16 protein-coding genes, 12 tRNA genes and 2 rRNA genes (1 of these 30 cut by a window edge) are annotated in these 21,886 nt (G+C 37.4%); 3 read left to right on the top strand and 27 right to left on the bottom strand.

From position 1 onward, the window contains the following. Positions 1 to 6: 6 nt before the first annotated feature. From deoB to dnaE, 7 genes are all read right to left on the bottom strand, one after another. Positions 7 to 1,176: a phosphopentomutase gene (deoB, locus tag ACMHYH_RS05785; protein WP_414838475.1), complete on the bottom strand. Its 1,170-nt coding sequence runs from the start codon at positions 1,174 to 1,176 to the stop codon at positions 7 to 9. 93 nt (positions 1,177 to 1,269) lie between these two features. Next, complete coding sequence (gene xerD / locus ACMHYH_RS05790; protein ID WP_414838476.1) at positions 1,270 to 2,160, bottom strand: site-specific tyrosine recombinase XerD; 891 nt, start codon at positions 2,158 to 2,160, stop codon at positions 1,270 to 1,272. Positions 2,161 to 2,244: 84 nt separating this feature from the next. Then, entirely contained in the window at positions 2,245 to 2,688 is a 444-nt protein-coding gene (locus ACMHYH_RS05795; RefSeq protein WP_414840355.1) for a Fur family transcriptional regulator, read from the bottom strand. Between the two features lie 33 nt (positions 2,689 to 2,721). Then, positions 2,722 to 3,645: a S1 RNA-binding domain-containing protein gene (locus tag ACMHYH_RS05800; RefSeq protein ID WP_414838477.1), complete on the bottom strand. Its 924-nt coding sequence runs from the start codon at positions 3,643 to 3,645 to the stop codon at positions 2,722 to 2,724. 199 nt (positions 3,646 to 3,844) lie between these two features. Continuing rightward, positions 3,845 to 5,602, bottom strand: coding sequence for a pyruvate kinase (gene pyk / locus ACMHYH_RS05805; RefSeq protein ID WP_414838478.1), 1,758 nt, complete (start codon positions 5,600 to 5,602; stop codon positions 3,845 to 3,847). A gap of 48 nt (positions 5,603 to 5,650) precedes the next feature. Beyond that, positions 5,651 to 6,613, bottom strand: a complete 963-nt coding sequence (gene pfkA / locus ACMHYH_RS05810; RefSeq protein ID WP_414838479.1) for a 6-phosphofructokinase — start codon at positions 6,611 to 6,613, stop codon at positions 5,651 to 5,653. Positions 6,614 to 6,797: 184 nt separating this feature from the next. Further along, positions 6,798 to 10,148, bottom strand: a complete 3,351-nt coding sequence (dnaE, locus tag ACMHYH_RS05815) for a DNA polymerase III subunit alpha (RefSeq protein ID WP_414838480.1) — start codon at positions 10,146 to 10,148, stop codon at positions 6,798 to 6,800. A 148-nt stretch (positions 10,149 to 10,296) separates the two neighbouring features. Here dnaE and ACMHYH_RS05820 point away from each other — a divergent pair, with 148 nt between their 5' ends. Then, positions 10,297 to 10,485, top strand: coding sequence for a YjzD family protein (locus tag ACMHYH_RS05820; RefSeq protein ID WP_414838481.1), 189 nt, complete (start codon positions 10,297 to 10,299; stop codon positions 10,483 to 10,485). Between the two features lie 96 nt (positions 10,486 to 10,581). Here ACMHYH_RS05820 and clpB read toward each other — a convergent pair whose 3' ends face one another. The 3 genes from clpB to ACMHYH_RS05835 all read right to left on the bottom strand — a co-directional run bounded on the left by clpB (position 10,582) and on the right by ACMHYH_RS05835 (position 14,531). Further along, complete coding sequence (gene clpB, locus ACMHYH_RS05825) at positions 10,582 to 13,194, bottom strand: ATP-dependent chaperone ClpB (protein ID WP_414838482.1); 2,613 nt, start codon at positions 13,192 to 13,194, stop codon at positions 10,582 to 10,584. A 161-nt stretch (positions 13,195 to 13,355) separates the two neighbouring features. Continuing rightward, the gene (locus tag ACMHYH_RS05830; RefSeq protein ID WP_414838483.1) at positions 13,356 to 13,697 is read right to left on the bottom strand and encodes a metal-sulfur cluster assembly factor; all 342 of its coding nucleotides are present in this window, start codon (positions 13,695 to 13,697) and stop codon (positions 13,356 to 13,358) included. 75 nt (positions 13,698 to 13,772) lie between these two features. After that, on the bottom strand, positions 13,773 to 14,531 hold the full coding sequence (locus ACMHYH_RS05835; RefSeq protein WP_414838484.1) for a prolyl oligopeptidase family serine peptidase: 759 nt from the start codon (positions 14,529 to 14,531) through the stop codon (positions 13,773 to 13,775). Between the two features lie 111 nt (positions 14,532 to 14,642). Between ACMHYH_RS05835 and ACMHYH_RS05840 the strand changes: the two genes are divergently transcribed. Then, complete coding sequence (locus tag ACMHYH_RS05840; protein WP_414838485.1) at positions 14,643 to 15,452, top strand: Cof-type HAD-IIB family hydrolase; 810 nt, start codon at positions 14,643 to 14,645, stop codon at positions 15,450 to 15,452. 53 nt (positions 15,453 to 15,505) lie between these two features. Here ACMHYH_RS05840 and ACMHYH_RS05845 read toward each other — a convergent pair whose 3' ends face one another. After that, on the bottom strand, positions 15,506 to 16,402 hold the full coding sequence (locus tag ACMHYH_RS05845; protein ID WP_414838486.1) for a YitT family protein: 897 nt from the start codon (positions 16,400 to 16,402) through the stop codon (positions 15,506 to 15,508). Positions 16,403 to 16,573: 171 nt separating this feature from the next. Here ACMHYH_RS05845 and ACMHYH_RS05850 point away from each other — a divergent pair, with 171 nt between their 5' ends. Further along, positions 16,574 to 17,065: a YajQ family cyclic di-GMP-binding protein gene (locus ACMHYH_RS05850; protein WP_414838487.1), complete on the top strand. Its 492-nt coding sequence runs from the start codon at positions 16,574 to 16,576 to the stop codon at positions 17,063 to 17,065. Positions 17,066 to 17,115: 50 nt separating this feature from the next. Here ACMHYH_RS05850 and ACMHYH_RS05855 read toward each other — a convergent pair whose 3' ends face one another. The 16 genes from ACMHYH_RS05855 to ACMHYH_RS05930 all read right to left on the bottom strand — a co-directional run. Further along, positions 17,116 to 17,544 carry an OsmC family protein gene (locus tag ACMHYH_RS05855; protein WP_414838488.1) on the bottom strand — a complete coding sequence of 143 codons (429 nt, stop codon included), beginning with the start codon at positions 17,542 to 17,544 and terminating at the stop codon, positions 17,116 to 17,118. 42 nt (positions 17,545 to 17,586) lie between these two features. Continuing rightward, positions 17,587 to 18,012 carry a hypothetical protein gene (locus tag ACMHYH_RS05860; protein WP_414838489.1) on the bottom strand — a complete coding sequence of 142 codons (426 nt, stop codon included), beginning with the start codon at positions 18,010 to 18,012 and terminating at the stop codon, positions 17,587 to 17,589. Positions 18,013 to 18,220: 208 nt separating this feature from the next. Continuing rightward, positions 18,221 to 18,304, bottom strand: a tRNA-Leu gene (locus ACMHYH_RS05865). 30 nt (positions 18,305 to 18,334) lie between these two features. Beyond that, positions 18,335 to 18,405, bottom strand: a tRNA-Cys gene (locus ACMHYH_RS05870). Positions 18,406 to 18,436: 31 nt separating this feature from the next. Then, positions 18,437 to 18,508, bottom strand: a tRNA-Gln gene (locus ACMHYH_RS05875). Positions 18,509 to 18,518: 10 nt separating this feature from the next. Next, positions 18,519 to 18,591: transfer RNA gene (locus ACMHYH_RS05880), tRNA-His, on the bottom strand. A gap of 34 nt (positions 18,592 to 18,625) precedes the next feature. Beyond that, a tRNA-Trp gene (locus ACMHYH_RS05885) sits at positions 18,626 to 18,696 on the bottom strand. Between the two features lie 30 nt (positions 18,697 to 18,726). Further along, positions 18,727 to 18,810: transfer RNA gene (locus ACMHYH_RS05890), tRNA-Tyr, on the bottom strand. A gap of 12 nt (positions 18,811 to 18,822) precedes the next feature. Next, positions 18,823 to 18,898, bottom strand: a tRNA-Phe gene (locus ACMHYH_RS05895). 14 nt (positions 18,899 to 18,912) lie between these two features. After that, positions 18,913 to 18,985, bottom strand: a tRNA-Asp gene (locus tag ACMHYH_RS05900). A 15-nt stretch (positions 18,986 to 19,000) separates the two neighbouring features. After that, positions 19,001 to 19,073: transfer RNA gene (locus ACMHYH_RS05905), tRNA-Val, on the bottom strand. A gap of 12 nt (positions 19,074 to 19,085) precedes the next feature. Then, positions 19,086 to 19,157: transfer RNA gene (locus ACMHYH_RS05910), tRNA-Glu, on the bottom strand. 12 nt (positions 19,158 to 19,169) lie between these two features. Then, positions 19,170 to 19,258 (bottom strand) — tRNA-Ser (locus ACMHYH_RS05915). A gap of 61 nt (positions 19,259 to 19,319) precedes the next feature. Next, positions 19,320 to 19,392, bottom strand: a tRNA-Asn gene (locus ACMHYH_RS05920). 11 nt (positions 19,393 to 19,403) lie between these two features. Next, positions 19,404 to 19,519 (bottom strand): 5S ribosomal RNA (gene rrf, locus ACMHYH_RS05925). Positions 19,520 to 19,608: 89 nt separating this feature from the next. Beyond that, a 23S ribosomal RNA gene (locus ACMHYH_RS05930) occupies positions 19,609 to 21,886 on the bottom strand (it continues 643 nt past the right edge of the window).

The following is a 21,886-nucleotide window of genomic DNA, read 5'->3' on the forward strand; positions in this document are numbered from 1 at the left end:
ATTTTTTTACATTAAATGAGTTAAAAAACTTTCACCAAAACCAGTGTCTTTTACACTGAAATTATCTGCAATTGTTGCGCCGATGTCTGCAAAATGGCCTTGCGGAATACTGCCAAATTTTTTCATAGAAGGCGAATAAGCCAACAATGGAACATATTCACGTGTATGATCGGTACCTGGAGCAGTGGGATCGTTTCCATGATCTGCTGTAATCACTAACAAATCGTCTTCTCTTAATTGTCCCACAATTTCTTCTAAACGGTTATCAAATTCCTCAATAGCCCGTGCATATCCGTCTACATCTCGACGGTGACCAAACAAAGCATCAAAATCAACTAGGTTTAAGAAACTTATTCCTTCAAAATCTTGTGTCATAACTTTCAGTAATTGGTCGACACCATCCATGTTGCTAGTAGTACGAATGGCTTCTGTAATGCCTTCACCATTGTAAATATCGTTTATTTTACCAATAGCAATAACATCTTTGCCTGCATCGCTTAAATGATTTAAGACTGTTTTGCCAAAAGGATTTAATGCATAATCATGGCGGCCACTTGTCCGAGTAAAGTTGCCTGGTGTTCCCACATATGGACGAGCAATAATACGGCCAATCATGTAAGGATCATCTTTCGTGATGTCTCTTACGTATTGACAAATTTTATACAATTCCTCTAGCGGGATAATCTCTTCGTGTGCAGCAATTTGTAATACTGGATCTGCAGACGTATAGACAATTAAATCTCCCGTCTTCATTTGGTGTTCACCGTACTCATCAAGAATTTTTGTTCCACTAGCTGGTTTATTTGCTACAATTTTACGACCAGAGAAATCTTCAATTTTTTTGAGCAATGCATCTGGGAATCCATCTGGAAAAACTCTAAATGGAGTTTGAATATTTAATCCCATGATTTCCCAATGACCGGTCATCGTATCTTTCCCAACTGAAACTTCTTCTAGTTTAGTGTAATAACCAACATTGTCCGGTACATGTCGGACGTCTTTTAATGGACGAATATTTCCTAAGCCTAATTCTTCTAAATGGGGGATAGACAATCCCGCTTCTTGAGCAATATGACCTAGCGTATCACTACCAATGTCATTAAATTTTGCGGCATCTGGTGCTTCACCAATTCCAACTGAATCCATCACAATTAAATGTACTCTTTTATAAGACATACTCTCTTTTCCTCCTCATTCTTATCTTCTACACTTTTCATTATAATCAATAAGCGGCTGTATTGCGAGAGAAAAGGTAAAAATATAAAACGGTTACGCCCTTGGATGATAGGTTTTATAAACCATTGACATACGATGGGTACTGATATGAGTGTAAATTTGTGTAGTTGAAATATCTGAGTGTCCCAATAATTCTTGAACTGTCCTTAAATCTGCTCCATTTTCTAATAAATGAGTAGCAAAAGAATGCCTCAAAGTATGGGGGGTGACTTCTTTTTCAATCCCTGATTTTTTAACAAGTATTTTCAAATTCTTCCAAACACCTTGTCTCGTAAGTTTACGGCCATGATGATTTAAAAAGACATACTTTGAACGTTGACTTGGTCGTTCTAACCGATTACGACTATGATCTAAATAGGTCTGAGTCCATTGGACAGCTAAGTCACCTAATGGGAGAATGCGTTCTTTTTCTCCTTTTCCTATTGTTTGAATCAAGCCTAAAGATAAATGCAAGTCATCAAGTTTTAACTCGGTTAATTCCGAAACGCGTAGTCCGGTTGCATACATCACTTCTAATATTGCACGATCTCTAATCCCTAACGTATGGCTAGTATCAGGTGTTTCAATTAAATTTTCTACTTCCTTAATAGACAACACTTTAGGCAACGTTTGAGCTTTTTTAGGTGTATCAATATGAGTCATCGGATCAACCGTTGCTATTTTTTCTTGTCTTAAAAACTGATGAAATTGTCTTAAACTTGAAACCATTCTTATAATTGAACCAGCAGATTTTTGTTCTTCTTTTAATTGCTGCAAAAAAGATAAAATAGCGTAACGATCAATCGTATCCCAAGTCATTAATTGATTTTTTCTCAAAAAAATTAAATAGGTTTTAATATCTCGCATATAACTCTCAATTGTGTTTTTAGAAAGTCCACGTTCAATTGTTAAAAAACGGATATATTCAGCTAAATCTTCTTCCATTTCTTTCTCTCCTTCATATGATTGAAAAAAGAGCAGGAAACACATTACGTGATCTGCTCTTTTTTTATTTGAAATAGATTTGGTTTATTGGCAATTTTTACAAATACCATGAAACGTTAAACGATGGTCTTTAACTTGAAAATCAAATCTTTTTTCGATATCTTTTTCAACATCCTCTAACAAATCTTCAAAGATTTCTTCTATTCCACCACATTTCAAACATAAAAGGTGATGGTGAAAATGTTTATCGCCTTCTTGTTTTAAATCATATCGGGCTAAGCCGTCATCAAAACTAATTTTATTGACGACTTTAATATCCGATAAAATTTCTAATGTTCGATAAACGGTTGCTAACCCGATATCTGAGTTTCTTCTTTTAACCGCTAAATAGATTTCTTCTGCACTCATGTGTTCTGTTTCTTTTTCAAGCACAATTTTTATTGTTGCTTCTCGTTGTGGAGTAAGTTTATATCCAGCATTATGCAACTTTTCAATTATTTTTGTCAACATGGACTTAGTCGTCTCCATTAGCAATCCCTCATCTGACTCAACCATTTTTCTCTATTCTTCTGTTTTTGAAACAGCATCAGTTGTTTCAACTTCACCTTCTGGTTCTGATTCAATCACTTGTTCAACTAATTTTGTTTCGCCATCTTCTTGGATAATCATTCTTTGTTTCATCAAATTGCCAAGAGCTCGTTTAAATTGAGATTTACTTATGCCAAAACGCTCTCTGATTTCATTGGCATCACTTTTATCTGTGTAAGGAAAGCTACCTTCTGCTGTGCGTTCCAAAATAGCTAGCAACATTCCAGCATCATCACCTATTGCTTCGTGTGCACGAGGCATCAATGAAATATTTAAAACACCATCTGGTCTAACGCCAATAACACGACCTGATACAACTTCACCCATACGTGGTTCATCTTTTCTTTCAGAAGGGTGAATAAATCCTAAGTAATTATCTGAGGTAATTACAAAAGTTCCAACCATTTTAAGACGATAGGCAGTCGCTGTAATATTTTGATTATTTAATTCTGGACTTGCTTTTTTAGAAAGAGAGTCAAAAACCGTTTCAGGCACCAAAGTTCCCCACATACGATCTTTTTCATCTACTTTTATCGTAATCATTAACTGATCACCTTTTTTAGGCCAAAGGTGTTTCAATACAGGTAGTTCGTCTAAAGAAACAACTAATTCTTTATCTGGTAAGCCAACATCCATAAAGACTCCTAAATCTTTACGTGTATCTATAACTGTAGCCCAAGCAAATGTTCCAATTCGAATGGTAGGAATATCTTGTGTTAAGATAGTTTCTTTATTTAAAGATACATAAGCAAAGCCTTCTACTGTGTCTCCTAATTCATAATTTGTTGACTCATCTTTTGACAACTTATATGTTACACCATCTTTTTGAATAAAATAAGCTTTTTCATTTATATCTGTGACTAATCCTGTAATAACGTTTCCTAGTGATTGATTCATATTTTTTCCTCCATTAATTACCCTACTTTTTTTATAACCCTTTTTTTAAAAGACTCATTGAGTACGGTTTAGCTTCTTTTATAGTTTACCATAATTACAATAGGTCATCTAGCATTAAAATACAAAGAGACTCTTGAAAAGATGGATACCATCTTTTCAAAAGTCTCAGCTTTACCATTTTTTTGAGTGGATGAATCGGTTAGATTGCCGTTGTTGCTCCGCGGTAGACAATCCCACGACGTGAGTCAACTGTAAGCAATTCGCCTGTGCGAACCAATGTTGTTGCATCTTCTGCTCCAACAATAACTGGAATACCCATTGCAATTCCAACAACAGCAGCATGACTTGTCAATCCACCATTTTCTACTACAATTGCACTAGCTTTTTCAATTGCTGGCAAGTAATCTTTATCTGTCGTCTTAACAACTAAGATACTGCCTTCAACTGCTTTCTCATTTGCTTCTTCTGCAGATGAAGCAACAATTGCTTTACCAATAACAGATTCTGAACCAATTCCTTGTCCGCTAACTAATTTTGATCCAATTAATTGAATCTTCATTAAGTTAGTTGTTCCACGTTCACCAACAGGAACACCGGCAGTAATGATAATTAATTCTCCATCTGTAGCAAAACCGTTCTCGCGAACAATTGTTGTTGCTAAACTAAACATATCATCTGTAGAAGAAGGTTTAGTTGAAACAGTTGGGTAAACACCCCATGAAAGTGCTAGACCACGCATAACACGCTCTGAGAATGTTACAGCTACGATATTAGCTTTTGGACGATACTTAGAAATCATACGAGCTGTATGACCGGACTCTGTTGCAGCTACAATAGTCTGAATGCCTAAGTTACGAGCAGTATGACCAACTGATTGACCAATTGCTTCTGTCATATCTGTTTCACTGTAAGCTTTCAAAGCAAATGCATCTTGATTAACTAATGCTTCTTCAGTACGCACAGCAATACGAGCCATTGTTTGAACAGCTTCGATTGGGTATTTACCAGCTGCTGTTTCGCCTGATAACATAACTGCATCACTACCATCAAAAATAGCATTTGCAACGTCATTAGCTTCAGCGCGAGTTGGACGTGGGTTGTCTTGCATTGAATCTAGCATTTGAGTGGCTGTAATAACAGCTTTACCTAGTGCATTACATTTTTGGATAAGTGATTTTTGAACGATTGGAACTTCCTCAGTAGGAATTTCTACGCCTAAGTCTCCACGGGCAACCATGACACCGTCAGCAACTTTCAAGATTTCGTCGATTTTATCAACGCCTTCTTGGTTTTCAATTTTAGCAATAATTTGAACATGCTCCATTTTTTGCTCTTCTAAAATTTGAATGATTTCTAGAACATCACTTGGGCGACGAACAAAACTAGCAGCAACAAAGTCAATATCGTTTTCTAAACCAAAACGGATGTCTGCTGCGTCTTTCTCAGTAATTCCTGGTAAATTAACAGATACTCCAGGAACGTTAACGCCTTTTTTATTTTTTAGCACACCAGCATTTAAGACAAGTGTTACCAATTCTTTCTTTTCATGATCAATTTCAGTTACTTCTAAATCGATTAAACCATCATCTAGTAAAACATGTGATCCAACATGAACATCACTAATTAAATCTGAATAAGAAACAGAGAATTTTTCTCTTGTTCCTTCAACTTCAGCCATAGAAATACGAACGATATCTCCTGTTGAAAAATCAACACGTCCATCTTTCATGTTGTGTGTACGGATTTCTGGACCTTTTGTATCTAATAAGATAGCAACCATTTTGCCTGTAATTTGTGAAGCTTCACGAATATTTTGAATACGTGCTCCGTGCTCTTCAAAATCACCATGAGAAAAGTTCAAACGAGCTACGTTCATCCCTGCTTCAATCATTTTTACTAGAAATTCTACTGATTCACTTGCGGGTCCAATTGTACATACTATTTTTGTTTTTTTCATTATTTTAATCTCTCCCAATAATCATTTTTTGTAAAAAAGTCTTTTTGGTTAATATGAAATTTCTTGATTTAATGTGTATAAAGATAAGTCTGGTAAATGTTTTTGATCATTCAAAATATCTTCAAATTTATTTTCAGCAATCTTGTTGCCAATCATACCTAAGCCTAAACCGCCCTTGCCTTCTTTTAGTAAGTCAACAGCTTTTGCACCAAAGATACTTGCTAATACACGGTCTCTTGCAGTTGGTGATCCCCCACGTTGTACATGCCCTAAAACAGTTACACGAGCGTGATGATCTCCAAATTCTGCTAACTCTTCAGCAAAATCATTGCCGCTCATTACGCCTTCAGCAAGAATGATAATGCTATGTTTTTTACCACGTTCGCGTCCTTTTTGAATTGTATCAGCTACTTCAGCCATATTAAATTCTTTTTCAGGGATAATAATTTGTTCTGCACCACCTGCTACACCGGTCCAAAGAGCAATGTCTCCAGCGTTTCGTCCCATAACTTCTACGATAAAGGTTCTTACATGACTTGTTGCGGTATCTCTTATTTTATCGACAGAATCTAAAACAGTGTTAATAGCGGTATCAAATCCTATACAAAAGTCAGTCCCTGGAATATCATTATCGATTGTTCCTGGTAAACCAATTGCAGGGAAGCCGTGTTTTGTTAAAGCTAATCCACCACGATAAGACCCATCTCCACCAATAACAACTAAACCTTCAATACCGAATTTTTTTAATTGTTCGATTCCTTTCAATTGTCCTTCTTCTGTTGCAAATTCTGGATAACGTGCTGAATATAAGAATGTCCCACCGCGTGAAATTTTATCTCCTACATCTCTTCGTGTTAGTTTACGAATATCACCTGCTACCAAACCAGCATAACCATAGTTGATACCATAAACTTCCATTCCTTCGTAGAGACCCTTACGGACAACTGCACGAACAGCCGCATTCATTCCAGGAGCGTCTCCTCCACTTGTTAAAACAGCGATACGTTTCATGTTAATAACCCACCTTATCAGTGTATTTAGCATAAAAATGATACGGAGCAAATACTTCATCTCATTTTCATAACTTTACTAGCGTTTTCTTGAAAAAGTCGATAATGACTAATTCAATTATTAAGCTTACTAAATTATTCTACCATTTTTAGCCTGAATTGTCCTAGTAAAATGAGAAAAACCTTTAAAAAGTTGAATCTTTTTGAATGACAACGTTTTCTACTCCGATTATTTTTTCTAAAGCTAGTTTAAGTGCTTGTGTTCCGTCTACCCACTCCGTTTCATTTAAGACAAGTTTCTTTTTTGTCTCTTCGTAAAACAAGATAACTGGAATAGATCCGCGGTGTTTTTTCAAAATCTGGTTCAACTCTTGCAAAGATTTAGTGTCTTTTTTTTCAGCTGGAATACGAATAAAAACTCTCTCAATTTTCGCTAATTCTACCAATACCTTGACGTCTTCCAATGAAGAAACAATCAGTTGTTTCGTTTCATCACGACTACTTTCAACTTTTCCTTCTACATAAAGCAATTCGCCTTTTTCTAGTAATTTACCATATTGTCTATACTTGATAGGAAAAAGTGTCAAGGAGCAATCGCCAGAAGAATCATTTAACGTAACAAACGCCATGATTTCACCTTTTTTTGTTCGAATAGGTCTCACATTTTTTATGAGTCCAATAATTTTCTCGTGTTGACCAACTTGTAAATCCTGAATAAAGACTGTTTGTTTCATCATTGCAACCTTTTCGTATTGTTCTGTAGGGTGGCCAGATAAATAAACACCAAGATAAAACTCTTCTAATTCTAGTTTTTCTTCTAAGCTTAAATCAGCTGTTTGAGTATATTTTGGTTTTAAAATATCAAACAAACCAGTATTATTGCCGCTTAATGCTAAACTTGATAGAATGCCTGTTAAAGAGGCTGCTAATGTTCCTCTTGAATAACCAAGTTGATCAAAAGCTCCTACGTAAATGAACGGTTTAATGTACTCTTCTTTCAGCCATTTAGGATTAATGCGCCTTAGAAAATCAATTAAATCTTTAAATGGTCCCGCTTCTTTTCGAATACGAATAATATCCAGTATCATATCTCTTCTTAATTTTTTTATTGAGCCTAATCCAAATTGAATGGTATGGTCCTTTAATGAAAAAGCATAAAAACTTGTATTAATATCTGGTGCTAAGATAATAATTTTTCTTTTTTTTATTTCTAAAGCAAACTCTTTTAATTTTGCTGGATTATTTGACGCTGAATTAAGTAAGGCTACAAAAAAAGCTTCTGGATAATGAGCTTTTAAATAAGCCATTTGGTAAGCAATAAAAGAATACGCAACAGCATGCGAGCGATTAAAGCCATAATTAGCGAATTGTTCAATATAACGATACACTTCAGCAGCTATTTTTTCTTCGTATCCTAATGCTATAGCTCCTTTAATAAAACGAGTTCGTTCACTATCAATAAGTGATTTTTTTTTCTTTGCCATCGCTCTTCTTAAAATATCTGCTTGGCCTAAAGTATAACCAGCCATTTTTGATGCCACTTGCATGACTTGTTCTTGGTAGACCATAACGCCATAAGTGACACTCAAAATCGATTCTAGACTATCATGGGGATAAACGATTGGTGCTTCACCTTTTTTACGTTTAATGAATAAATCAATCTGTTCCATTGGACCTGGACGATACAGAGCATTCACCGCAGCTACATCTTCAATTGACGTTGGCCCTAGCTTACGAAGGACATGTTTAATGCCACTAGATTCAAATTGAAAAATGCCAACTGTATCTGCTTTAGCAAATAGTTCCAGTGTTTGTGAATCGTTCATTGGAATAGCCAACAAGTTAACGTCTTCTTGTGTCTGCTTTTTAATTAGTTTAAGGGTGTTATCGATAATGGATAAATTTTTCAACCCTAAGAAATCCATTTTTAACAGACCAATTTCTTCTACATTTCCCATTGGATATTGAGTTAAATGAATTGAGCTGCTACCTTTTTGAAGCGGAAGATACTTATTTAACGGTTCATCACTGATAACTACCCCTGCTGCATGGGTGGATACGTGTCTTGGTAATCCTTCTATTTTTTTAGCAGTATCAAAAAGCAAGGTATTTTTCTCGTTTTTTTGAACAAGTTCTCTTAAAGATTTTGATTGTTCGTAAGCCACTTTTAATGTTATTCCAAGTGTCTTCGGGATGGTGTTAGACCACTCATTTGCTTCAATCTGGCTAAGTTCAAATACGCGAGCAACGTCACGTAGAGCCATTTTTGCCGCTAGTGTGCCAAACGTTGCAATTTGAGCAACGTGCTCTTGGCCATATTTATTCTTTGTGTATTCTAACATTTCTTCTCGACGATTATCTGGAAAATCTAAATCAATATCAGGCATAGTGTAGCGTTCTTCATTTAAAAATCGCTCGAACAACAAATTGTATTGAATTGGATCAACATCTGTGATGCTTAAAACGTACGAAACTAAAGAACCTGCTGCAGAACCTCTGCCTGCTCCAGTAACAATACCTACTTTGTGAGCATAAGCCATTAAGTCCCAAACGATTAAAAAATAATCTTCAAATCCCATTTTATGAATAATCGCCAATTCGTACTCCAATCGTTCTTGGTAGTCAACTGTATAATCAGGTTTTCTTTGACTTAGCCCTTTGAAACAAAGCTCTTTTAAATACGTGCTTGTATCTATTTGTTCTGGCACATCAAAACGAGGCAATAAATGCTGATCTAATTCAATCTCAACATTGATTGTCTCAGCAATCAAATTCGTTTGCTCACTGGCTTTTTGTAGACCAGCAGAGATAAATTTTTCAACTTGCTGCTTTTCTTCTAGTAAAGAATGCGGTCCAGTTGTTGTCGTTACTTCAGCTAGGGAAACTTTTTCTCCTGAACCGATAGCTTTTAAAACGTCGTTACTAAAGTGATCGGAAGGATCTAAATAGTGAATATCGCCTAATGCAACGGTTTTAATGGACAATGGACTTTGTAACGCCTTTAATTTCGCTTGAATCTCTTCAGTTTTTTCATGTAGGTGCAGTCCTATAAAATAACTGTCACTCGTAAAGAGTTTTTGTTGTGCGTTTAAGACTTTTTTAGCGGACTCTTGTTCTTCATTAAGCAAAAAAAGCTCAAATTCACTATCTTTTCCTGGTGTAATAGCAATTAATCCTTCACTAAATTCTTTTATTGCTTCAGAATTTAATGGTTCATCGTGTTCCATCAACATTTTTTTACTAGATAACTTCATTAAATTATGATAGCCGATTTTATTTTTAGCTAACAAAATTAAGGGGTATTCCTTTTGCGTATCTATCGTACCTTGGACATCTAACGTTATTCCGAGAATTGGTTTGATATTGTGCTTCATACAAACTTTATAAAAATCGACTATACCATACATGACATTATGATCTGTCAAAGCTAGTGCTTTGTATCCTCGCTCTTTCGCAGAAACGACAAGTTTTTCAATCGATAAGGTACTTTTTAATAAACTATAAGCACTGATAACTTGCAACTGTACAAAGGGCATTTTAGTCACTCCATTCTTACTTCATCTACCATATTATACCCTTAATTTATAAAGATGCGCAAATAGTTGGAAAGCAGTCTTTTCACAGTTTCCTTTACAATTTTCCTAAACGTGATAAAATTACCTTGTATAAGAGAGGTGTTGTAGTATGAAAATTATCGTAACATTATTTTGGGGCTTTTGTATCGGCCAAGCAATTAATTACATTGGCAGTTCGTTAACTGGCGGTTCATATAATTTTGTAGTAGCCACTTTGATAGGACTTATTTCAGCAGGAGTTATTTTGCTAATCGGACAAGTTATTCCCAAAACAATCCATACTGGTGAAATCAAATAAATTAACTGAATCAGTTTTGTCAAAAAAACCCCACCTAGCTACATGTTAAACATGTAGCTAGGTGGGGTTTTTTATAGTTTTTTTATCTTTTTCTGTTTAATCCGTTGATTCAACTGTTTCAAAAGCAAGATTTCCATCTTTAAGTGTAATTGTCACTTTAGACTTAGGCAAGATCTTTCCACCAATAATCTCTTTAGCAAGAGGAGTTTCTATGCTTTTTGTTAAATAACGTTTCAATGGTCGAGCACCGTACGTTGGATCATAAGCATTTTCAGCAATCCAAGTTTGAGCTTCTTTTGAGATAGTTAATTCAATTTCTTGCTCAGCTAATCGTTTAGCCAAATCATTCGTTAATTTAAGCACAATTTGTTTTACTACTTCAATTGTTAAAGGCGCAAAGAGTACTGTATCATCAATACGATTCAAAAATTCAGGTTTAAAATGGGCATTCAACAAAGTAAAGACTTCTTCTTTTGCCACTTTATCGATTTGACCTTTCTCATCTGTTCCATCTAATAAAATAGTCGAACCTATATTACTTGTCATAATCAGCACCGTGTTTTTAAAGTCGACCAAACGACCTTTTCCATCAGTTAAGCGCCCATCGTCTAGCACTTGTAATAAAACATTAAAGACATCTGGATGAGCTTTTTCAATTTCATCTAATAAGATAATGCTATAAGGATGACGTCTAACAGCTTCTGTCAGTTGTCCCCCTTCTTCATACCCAATGTATCCTGGAGGTGCTCCGACTAGACGAGAAACAGAGTGTTTTTCCATATACTCACTCATGTCGATACGCACCATACGATCTTGTGAGTCAAATAAGTTTTCAGCAAGGGCTTTAGCTAACTCTGTTTTACCGACACCTGTTGGACCAAGGAATAAAAATGAACCAATTGGACGATTAGGATCTTGTAATCCTGCTCTTGCACGAATAACCGCGTCAGTGACACTTTCAACTGCTTCATCTTGTCCAATGACACGTTCATGTAACGTATCAGCTAGATATAAGAGTTTTTCCCTTTCACCTTTAACCAATCTTGTAACCGGAATACCTGTCATGCGGCCTACAACTACTGCAATCTCATTTTCTGTTACAGATTCTTGAACCAATCGTTGCTTGTCTTCTTGATCTTTTAAATTTTTAGATTCTAATTCCTTTAGCTCTTTTTCTAAAGCTGGAATTTGGCCATGACGCAAGACAGCTGCTCGCTCTAAATCATAATTGCTTTCAGCATCTTCTAATTCGCGACGAGCTTGTTCTATTTCAGAACGTTTATCACGCAACTTAGCGACTTCTTCTTTTTCTGTTTCCCATTTCATTTTTAAAGAATTGGCTTCCTCACGTAAATTAGCTAATTCTTCACGTAAAATCTCTAATCTACGTTTACTTGCTTCGTCTTTTTCTTTTTTTAGCGCAGCCTCTTCTATTTCTAATTGCATCAATCGACGTGTCACTTGATCCAATTCTGTTGGCATAGAGTTCATCTCAACTCTAATGGTTGCACAAGCCTCATCGACTAAGTCGATTGCTTTATCTGGCATAAAACGGTCTGTAATATAACGATTAGAAAGATTTGCGGCTGCTACCAGTGCATTATCATGAATATTTACACTATGATGGATTTCAAATCGTTCTTTTAAACCGCGTAAAATGCTAATCGTATCTTCTACGTTTGGTTCCTCAACCATGACTCTTTGGAAACGTCTCTCTAATGCCTTATCTTTTTCCATATAGAGTTGGTACTCATTTAAAGTTGTTGCACCAATACAGTGTAATTCTCCACGAGCTAACATTGGTTTCAATAAGTTTCCTGCATCCATACTTCCCTCTGTTTTACCAGCACCAACGATGGTATGAATTTCATCGATAAAGAGAATAATTTTTCCATCACTCTTTTTCACCTCTTTTAAAACAGCTTTCAGCCGCTCTTCAAACTCACCACGGTATTTTGCTCCTGCAATTAAGGATCCCATATCTAACGAAAAGATGGTTTTGTCTTTCAAATTCTCTGGCACATCTTTGCGAACAATTCTTTGAGCTAATCCTTCAATGATGGCTGTTTTACCAACACCGGGCTCGCCTATCAAAATAGGATTATTTTTAGTTTTTCTTGATAAAATACGAATAACGTTTCTAATTTCCTCATCTCGTCCAATTACTGGATCTTGTTGGCCACTTTTTACTGCTTTCACTAAATCAATACCATATTTTTCAAGAGCTTGATAACTCTCCTCCTGATTTTTTGAAGTCACACGATCGCCTCCTCGTAATTCTTCTATTTGTTCTTTTACTTGTTTTTCAGTTAGTCCATTTGATACTAAATATTTTGTTAATTCATAGTTTTTTAATTTCATTAAGGCCAACAAAACAACCTCAGTTGCTAAATAGTCATCCTGAAACTTTGCACGTAATGTATCTGCTTCAGACAATAAGTGAAACAGATTTTGACTTAAATTTTGACCATAGTTTACTGAACTGCCTTCTACTGTTGGCATTCGCTCTAATTTTTGGTCAATAAATTGGTCAAATTTATCCACATCTAAACCCATACTTTGATAAAAACCACGCGCAAAGTTAGATGGAGTCATAAATATTTTCCATAGATGGACAATATCTATTTCCTGATGGTGTCTGTTTATTGCGACATTTTGCGCTTCCGCTAATGATTCTTGCATCGTAGAAGTCATTTTTTCACTATCCATTTCTAATTCCTCCTTGATTACAATGTATTCATTTATTTATGACTTTAGTATAAATCTTTGGTTAGAATTGGTCAAATATTTTATGCTTGTTTTTTTAAAAAATAGTCGTTATAAGTTTATTTTTCAATAAAAAAAGCTCTGACAAAATGTCAGAACCTTTTTTATCTTATTCCTAATGCAATTCGTGCATAACGACTCATTTTGGTGGTATCCCATGCAGGATACCAAACTAGTTTTACTTCGGAAGAAGTGACTTCTGGCACCGTTCTCAAGGCATGTATAATATCGTCTGTGATGACATCAACCAGAGGACAACCCATTGTTGTTAAGGTCAAATCAATTTGGCAAAAGCCATTTTCATATAAGTGAACATTGTAGACCAGACCTAGATTGACAATATCAATTCCCAGTTCTGGATCTATTACTTGTTCTAAAGCAGCAATGATGCGCTCTTTTATTTCTTTTGCTTCTTCTTCTTTCCATAATGTACTATCTTTTTCCATACTGTGAACACCTCCAATTAGTAGGGCTATTTTACTTGGTTTAAGTTTAAAAGTAAATCTATCCTATTAAATTGATTACAAATGAGTTGAAAAAAAAGTAGCCATTTCTACAGATTTCGCATAGGGAACTTTATGGCCTATACCTTTGCTAGTTGAAAAACTTACATTTGATCCGTAAGATTGATGCTTTACTTTCTCATAAAAATCAAATGTTGGCTGATATGGAACTAAATCGTCCTGAGTTCCATGCCAAAAATGAACGAAACGATTAGCAATCTTTTCTGGGTGTTTAGCTAAAGAAATAGGCATTAGGGCGGTAAGCGAGCCAGTCAAAACTTCTTTACTAATTGGTAACTCTATTCCTTCTGTCCACTTAGATGATAACAGCCATTTCGTAAAATTAACTGGATCTGGACTCCCCATTAAAATAGCTGCCGTTTTAATCCAAGGAAATTGCGTTAAAGCAGCACACGTTGTAAAACCACCCATCGAAAGACCGGATACACCAAAACGATCAGAATCACTCAATCCCTTATTTACGTAATACTCTCTCATCAAAGGCAGTTCAATTAAATTTCTTGTAACAACATTCCAAAATTCAAGTCCTTGACTTGATAGATCTTTTTCTTTTCTTTCTCCATGTAGATAAGCATCAGGCAATAGTGCACGAAACCCTTTTTTCGCTAACTCATACCCATTAACCAAAGAACTTTCTTTATTACTCGTCCAACCATGAAAAAAAATGACTGTTGGCAATAAATCTAATTCTTTCCCTTTAGGACTTATCTCTAATAAAGGTATTCCTTCAACTGTTACAGATTTTATTGAAATCATTCATTTCCCTCTTTTCGTAAGACACCTATTTATGGTACAGTATGTAAACATGTAGGTACTATACTATTCTAACATAAAAAACGCATTACTTTGTAATAGAAGGAGCAAAAAATGGATAAAAAACTTATTGCCGTTGACTTAGACGGAACAACATTGAATCAACACTCTCTCATTTCAGATAAAACAAAACAAGTTTTCCAAAAGGCTAGAGAAGCTGGTCACATCATTTCGATTGCGACAGGAAGACCTTATCGAAACAGCAAGCATTATTACGATCAGTTAAAAATGAGTACACCGATGATTAATTTTAATGGAGCGTTGTGCCACGTGCCTAATGAGAAAGATTGGTCTGATCAATACCATAAAACAATTAGTCGTGATATTGCTTTAGATATGCTCGATTTGAAAAAAGATTTTGATATTCAACTTATTGCAGCTGAATTACTTGATTCTGTCTATACCGATGAATCATTTTTACCTTACCCTGATTTTTTTCCACATGGCCAAAAAGATGTACTAAAATTATCTTCAACTAGTTTAAAACAAAATCCTACCTCTGTTTGTGTGTTCACAGCACAAGCAAACCAAGAACAAATTATCAATAAAATCAGTCAACGCTACGGTAATTTAGTTGAGATCAGAACATGGGGTGGTCAAACTCCTTGTTTAGAAGTTGTTTCTGCCGGTGTTCAAAAAGCCCTTGGTGTTGAACGTGTAGCTAGCGCCTATGGCATAAAACAGCAAAACGTTATTGCTTTTGGTGACGAAGACAATGATTATGAAATGATTCAATACGCTGGTAATGGTGTTGTAATGAAAAATGGGATTCAAGCTTTAAAAGATATTGCTAATGATATGACCGAAGAGACAAATGATAATGATGGCTTAGCTCTTTATTTAGAAAAAATTCTTCGTCTTTAAAAATAAGTAAAAAAGGGTACTCATAAATTGTGAGCACCCTTTTTTTACTTATATTATTGATTTGATCTTCGAGCTTTTTGTTGATCTGAACTTAAAAATTCTCCTACTACTTTGTTTGTTCCCATAAAATTAACGAAAGCTGCTGCATCAGCCTCTTTAACGGCTTGCTCTAAATCATACATTTCATAATTACTAATAACAATCATCAAAACAGAACGATCAAGTCCAGTGTAACCACCTTTAGCAGGAATAATCGTAATGCCTCGAATCATCTTTTCATGGATAGCTTTCACCAAGGCATCCGGATCATTTGTAACAATCATTGCAGTTACTTTTTGATGACTAGTGTGAATCATGTCAACTACTCTAGTCATAACGTAGATAGAAAGCAAGGTATACATTGCATACTGCCAGCCATTAATGAAGCCAGCTGCAACAACAATCATGCCATTTATAGTTAATAGAAAACTACCAACTGAACGACCAGTTGTTTTAGCTAAAACCATTGAAATAATGTCTAATCCTCCGGTTGAAAAACCATATTTCAATGCAAATCCGATACCTGCTCCACCGATTACTCCTCCAAAAAGTGAATTCATTATTGGATCGGTTGTTAACGGTGAAATAGGTAAAATAATAGTGAAAAAAGAAATGAAGACAGAGGTCATAAAGCTATAAAGAGTGAAATCTTTACCAATTTTAAACCAGCCCAATAAAGCGATGGGAATATTAATAAGTAAAATAAATATCCCGGTATCGATTGTAATTTGAAATCCATTTTCAAAAAGATGTGAGAGCAATTGAGAAATCCCATTTACTCCAGGAGCATATATTTGAGAAGGAATCAAAAAATTATTTAAGGCAAATGAATTTGTAATCGATGCAAATAAAACAAAAAATATTTTTTTAGCTTGTTCTCTCCAAAAAATTGGTGTTTTTAATTGTTTCAATGTGTAACCTCCTGAGACTATTATTTGTACAGTTCGATAAGATTTTAATAAAGCAGAAAGAAATTACTTTATGCCTTTAATTATTTGCTCTGTTATCTTCAGCCTCGTTTTAAATTATGGTATAATAGAGCTAATGTAACCAATTTCATAAATTTAATGGAGGCAAAAATAATGGCAAAAGAAGCGAGTTTTGATATTGTTTCAGAAACAAATTTAGAAGAAGTAAAAAATGCAATCCAAATGGTCAAAAAAGAAATTGATACGCGCTTTGATTTCAAAGGCACGATTAGCGAAGTTAAGTTAGAAAAGGATCAATTAGTTATTGTTTCAGAAAGTGAATTCAAATTAGAACAAGTAAAAGATATCTTGACTAACAAATTAGTTAAAAGAGACATTTCTTCAAAAAACCTTCACTTTGAAAAAATTGAAAAAGCTTTTGGTGGAAATGTTAGACAGACAGCTGATTTAGTCAATGGAATTGACAAAGAAAACACAAAAAAAATAACACAGCTTATCAAGCAAGCTGAACTAAAAGTAAAGACACAAATTCAAGACGACCAAATTAGAGTTACTGGTAAAAATAGAGATGATTTACAAAAAGTAATGGCCCTTTTACGTGAAGCTAATTTACCAATCGCATTACAATTTACTAATTACCGTTAAAAAAGCCTGTTGCTCAGCAGTGTTCGATGTGAGCAACAGGTTTTTTATTTTTAATTGGTGTATCCCTCTATAGCCTTAACAATAACAGTCTCACTTCCCATTAGTAATTTAGATACTGGGCAAAGTCTCTCTGCTACTCCTACAAGTTTTTCTACTTCTTCAAATTCTAATCCATCTATTTGTGCTGTAGCAAGTACATCAAAATAATAGCCAGGTTTTGTTGTTTCTTTTACAAAATCTACATGAACTTCGACTCTACTCTTATTTTGTTTACCTCTAGCGTTTAATACGGACCGTAGTGTAGCGTTTAAGCAGGTGCTTAAAGAAAGGCCCAACAATTCTTCCGGGTTTGTACCAGGAGCATTTGAAGTCGGGCTAGACAAACTTACTTTTAAGCCATCATTTTTTACATAAGCTATTCCATCAACACCATTTTCATTAACCATTTCAGCATGAAATAAACTTTTGGGAGTTGTCATGTTTTTATCTCCTTTAGATGTATTTTATTGTTTTTATTTTACTTATACAGTAAGAACTTCTGCAATTCTTGGTAAAATAGCCTTAGCAATAGTTGAACCGGTTACTAGCATTTCATAAAGAGGCATAACGTCAGTTGAAGTTCTTCCTAATAGTCTCATATAAATTTCGCCATCAGAACCTAAACAAATACGATAATATCCTGATTGCAACTCATTTAATTCATTTATTAATTCTAACACAGCTGCTTTTTTACTAAAGTTTGATACAAAAGCTAGATGATGGTACACGATTTGATAATCGGATCTTTCATCTTCCTTATCAAATACAATACCAAAAGGTAAAGCTTTCTCTTTTGTTAATTGAAATTTCCCATTATAAGAAACTTGGCCATTTTCAATTTCTCTTTTAGCTAAAGGGATTTGTTTCTCTTTTAATATTGTTTCAAACTGGTCTGTTATTTTAGTCAATTGAATACCTCATTCCATATTTTTTACTACCATTTTCAAGATAAGTATAACGTACTTAATCAGTGAAATACAAGCTTATCCGTTATTTTTAAATGGATGACACTCTTTTATTTCATGACCAGTGATAGAGCCTAAAAACTTTATTGGTCTATATTTTTTTACAAAAAAAAACACCTCAACGTCATAAAAACGTTTGATGTCTATTTTATACCGACGGCCGGAATCGAACCGGCACGCCCTCGCGGGCACAGGATTTTGAGTCCAGCGCGTCTACCAATTCCGCCACGTCGGCATGATAGGTAAACAATCCATCTATCAAATAAGGCGGTAACCGGATTTGAACCGGTGATGGAGGTTTTGCAGACCTCTGCCTTACCACTTGGCTATACCGCCATCATTAAATTGGATTGGTTAAACAATAAAACTGGGCTAGCTGGATTCGAACCAACGCATAAGGGAGTCAAAGTCCCTTGCCTTACCGCTTGGCTATAGCCCAATAAAAAAAAGGCGACTGATGGGGATCGAACCCACGAATGCCGGAACCACAATCCGGTGCGTTAACCACTTCGCCACAATCGCCATAATAAAAGGATAGTTTTTTAAACATACAACACAGGGATAGTAGGATTCGAACCCACATCGATGGTTTTGGAGACCATAATTCTACCATTGAACTATATCCCTATAAAAAAAGGATCACTCTTTTTAAAAAAATGGTGGAGGGGGGCAGATTCGAACTGCCGAACCCGAAGGAGCGGATTTACAGTCCGCCGCGTTTAGCCACTTCGCTACCCCTCCGCTATTAAAAAATGGTGGCCTGGGACAGAATCGAACTGCCGACACCTTGAGCTTCAATCAAGTGCTCTACCAACTGAGCTACCAGGCCTTAATTTGTTGCAACGGTCTCGACGGGAATCGAACCCGCGATCTTCTGCGTGACAGGCAGACATGTTAACCCCTACACCACGAGACCTTTAAATTTTTGACATGGAGGTTGACGGGATCGAACCGCCGACCCTCTGCTTGTAAGGCAGATGCTCTCCCAGCTGAGCTAAACCTCCAGTGATACTACATGACCCGTACGGGATTCGAACCCGTGATACCGCCGTGAAAGGGCGGTGTCTTAACCACTTGACCAACGGGCCAAACTAGGATGACGGAGAGTAAGGGATTCGAATCCTTGAGACAGTGTGCACCGCCTACATGATTTCCAATCATGCTCCTTCGGTCGCTCGGACAACTCTCCAAGGTCGTTCTAATAAAACTCTCTATTCACTTGTTTGTTTATTTCCATAGATACCTATGTACTCCGCAAGCAGGATTCGAACCTGCGACATCATGATTAACAGTCATGCGCTCTACCAGCTGAGCTATTGCGGAAAAATAAAGATGCGCGGCAGCGTCCTACTCTCACAAAGGGAAACCCTTCACTACCATCGGCGCTAAGAAGCTTAACTACTGTGTTCGGCATGGGAACAGGTGTGACCTTCTTGCCATCGCCACCACACATCTTTTAGCTATAAGAGAACGTTGTTCTCTCAAAACTGGATAGTGTTTAACTATAAGACAATAAAACCGTTTCTTCATCGTTTAAAAATGGTTAAGTCCTCGACCGATTAGTATTGGTCCGCTCCATACATCACTGTACTTCCACTTCCAACCTATCTACCTGATCATCTCTCAGGGGTCTTACTCACTTACGTGATGGGAAATCTCATCTTGAGGGGGGCTTCACGCTTAGATGCTTTCAGCGTTTATCCCGTCCACACATAGCTACCCAGCGATGCTCTTGGCAGAACAACTGGTACACCAGCGGTGTGTCCATCCCGGTCCTCTCGTACTAAAGACAGCTCCTCTCAAATTTCCTGCGCCCGCGACGGATAGGGACCGAACTGTCTCACGACGTTCTGAACCCAGCTCGCGTACCGCTTTAATGGGCGAACAGCCCAACCCTTGGGACCGACTACAGCCCCAGGATGCGATGAGCCGACATCGAGGTGCCAAACCTCCCCGTCGATGTGGACTCTTGGGGGAGATAAGCCTGTTATCCCCAGGGTAGCTTTTATCCGTTGAGCGATGGCCCTTCCATACGGAACCACCGGATCACTAAGCCCGACTTTCGTCCCTGCTCGACTTGTAGGTCTCGCAGTCAAGCTCCCTTCTGCCTTTACACTCTACGAATGATTTCCAACCATTCTGAGGGAACCTTTGGGCGCCTCCGTTACACTTTAGGAGGCGACCGCCCCAGTCAAACTGCCCGTCAGACACTGTCTCCCAGCCAGATCATGGCTGAGGGTTAGAGTGGTCATACAGCAAGGGTAGTATCCCACCATTGCCTCCACCAAGACTAGCGTCCTGGCTTCATAGGCTCCTACCTATCCTGTACAAGCTGTACAAACACTCAATATCAAACTGCAGTAAAGCTCCATGGGGTCTTTCCGTCCTGTCGCGGGTAACCTGCATCTTCACAGGTACTATAATTTCACCGAGTCTCTCGTTGAGACAGTGCCCAAATCATTACGCCTTTCGTGCGGGTCGGAACTTACCCGACAAGGAATTTCGCTACCTTAGGACCGTTATAGTTACGGCCGCCGTTTACTGGGGCTTCAATTCTGAGCTTCGCTCGAGAGCTAACCCATCCTCTTAACCTTCCAGCACCGGGCAGGCGTCAGCCCCTATACGTCATCTTTCGATTTAGCAGAGACCTGTGTTTTTGATAAACAGTTGCTTGGGCCTATTCACTGCGGCTGACCAATTGGTCAGCACCCCTTCTCCCGAAGTTACGGGGTCATTTTGCCGAGTTCCTTAACGAGAGTTCGCTCGCACACCTTAGGATTCTCTCCTCGACTACCTGTGTCGGTTTGCGGTACGGGCAGATTGTTTCTAACTAGAAGCTTTTCTTGACAGTGTGACATCGGGAACTTCGATACTTCATTTCTCTCCCCATCACAACTTGTCCTTACTAGAGGCAAGCATTTGACTCACCTCAAGACTTGTTGCTTGGACGCACATATCCAACAGTGCGTATTCCTTAGCCTACTGTGTCCCTCCATTGTTCAAACAAAACAAACTGGTACAGGAATCTCAACCTGTTGTCCATCGTCTACGCCTATCGGCCTCGACTTAGGTCCCGACTAACCCTGGGAGGACGAGCCTTCCCCAGGAAACCTTAGTCATTCGGTGGACGGGATTCTCACCCGTCTTTCGCTACTCATACCGGCATTCTCACTTCTAAGCGCTCCACCAGTCCTCACGGTCTAGCTTCGACGCCCTTAGAACGCTCTCCTACCATAGAACCTAAGTTCTATCCACAGCTTCGGTGTTATGTTTAGCCCCGGTAAATTTTCGGCGCAGGGTCACTCGACTAGTGAGCTATTACGCACTCTTTAAATGATGGCTGCTTCTGAGCCAACATCCTAGTTGTCTAAGCAACCCCACATCCTTTTCCACTTAACATAAACTTTGGGACCTTAGCTGGTGGTCTGGGCTGTTTCCCTCTCGACTACGGATCTTATCACTCGTAGTCTGACTCCCGGATATAAATCAATGGCATTCGGAGTTTATCTGAATTCGGTAACCCGAGAAGGGCCCCTAGTCCAAACAGTTGCTCTACCTCCATGATTCTAATTCCGAGGCTAGCCCTAAAGCTATTTCGGAGAGAACCAGCTATCTCCAAGTTCGATTGGAATTTCTCCGCTACCCACACCTCATCCCCGCATTTTTCAACATACGTGGGTTCGGTCCTCCAGTGCGTATTACCGCACCTTCAACCTGGACATGGGTAGATCACTTGGTTTCGGGTCTACGACCACATACTCATTCGCCCTATTCAGACTCGCTTTCGCTACGGCTCCGTCTCATCAACTTAACCTCG

It is taken from the genome of Carnobacterium sp. TMP28, from assembly GCF_047553015.1.
GTDB lineage: Bacteria > Bacillota > Bacilli > Lactobacillales > Carnobacteriaceae > Carnobacterium_A.

What these genes read in the sequence shown, in the direction of transcription:
- deoB (WP_414838475.1), bottom strand. Translation starts at nt 1,176, where the DNA reads ATGTCTTATAAAAGAGTACATTTAATTGTGATGGATTCAGTTGGAATT.
- xerD (WP_414838476.1), bottom strand. Translation starts at nt 2,160, where the DNA reads ATGGAAGAAGATTTAGCTGAATATATCCGTTTTTTAACAATTGAACGT.
- ACMHYH_RS05795 (WP_414840355.1), bottom strand. Translation starts at nt 2,688, where the DNA reads ATGGAGACGACTAAGTCCATGTTGACAAAAATAATTGAAAAGTTGCAT.
- ACMHYH_RS05800 (WP_414838477.1), bottom strand. Translation starts at nt 3,645, where the DNA reads ATGAATCAATCACTAGGAAACGTTATTACAGGATTAGTCACAGATATA.
- pyk (WP_414838478.1), bottom strand. Translation starts at nt 5,602, where the DNA reads ATGAAAAAAACAAAAATAGTATGTACAATTGGACCCGCAAGTGAATCA.
- pfkA (WP_414838479.1), bottom strand. Translation starts at nt 6,613, where the DNA reads ATGAAACGTATCGCTGTTTTAACAAGTGGAGGAGACGCTCCTGGAATG.
- dnaE (WP_414838480.1), bottom strand. Translation starts at nt 10,148, where the DNA reads ATGCCCTTTGTACAGTTGCAAGTTATCAGTGCTTATAGTTTATTAAAA.
- ACMHYH_RS05820 (WP_414838481.1), top strand. Translation starts at nt 10,297, where the DNA reads ATGAAAATTATCGTAACATTATTTTGGGGCTTTTGTATCGGCCAAGCA.
- clpB (WP_414838482.1), bottom strand. Translation starts at nt 13,194, where the DNA reads ATGGATAGTGAAAAAATGACTTCTACGATGCAAGAATCATTAGCGGAA.
- ACMHYH_RS05830 (WP_414838483.1), bottom strand. Translation starts at nt 13,697, where the DNA reads ATGGAAAAAGATAGTACATTATGGAAAGAAGAAGAAGCAAAAGAAATA.
- ACMHYH_RS05835 (WP_414838484.1), bottom strand. Translation starts at nt 14,531, where the DNA reads ATGATTTCAATAAAATCTGTAACAGTTGAAGGAATACCTTTATTAGAG.
- ACMHYH_RS05840 (WP_414838485.1), top strand. Translation starts at nt 14,643, where the DNA reads ATGGATAAAAAACTTATTGCCGTTGACTTAGACGGAACAACATTGAAT.
- ACMHYH_RS05850 (WP_414838487.1), top strand. Translation starts at nt 16,574, where the DNA reads ATGGCAAAAGAAGCGAGTTTTGATATTGTTTCAGAAACAAATTTAGAA.
- ACMHYH_RS05855 (WP_414838488.1), bottom strand. Translation starts at nt 17,544, where the DNA reads ATGACAACTCCCAAAAGTTTATTTCATGCTGAAATGGTTAATGAAAAT.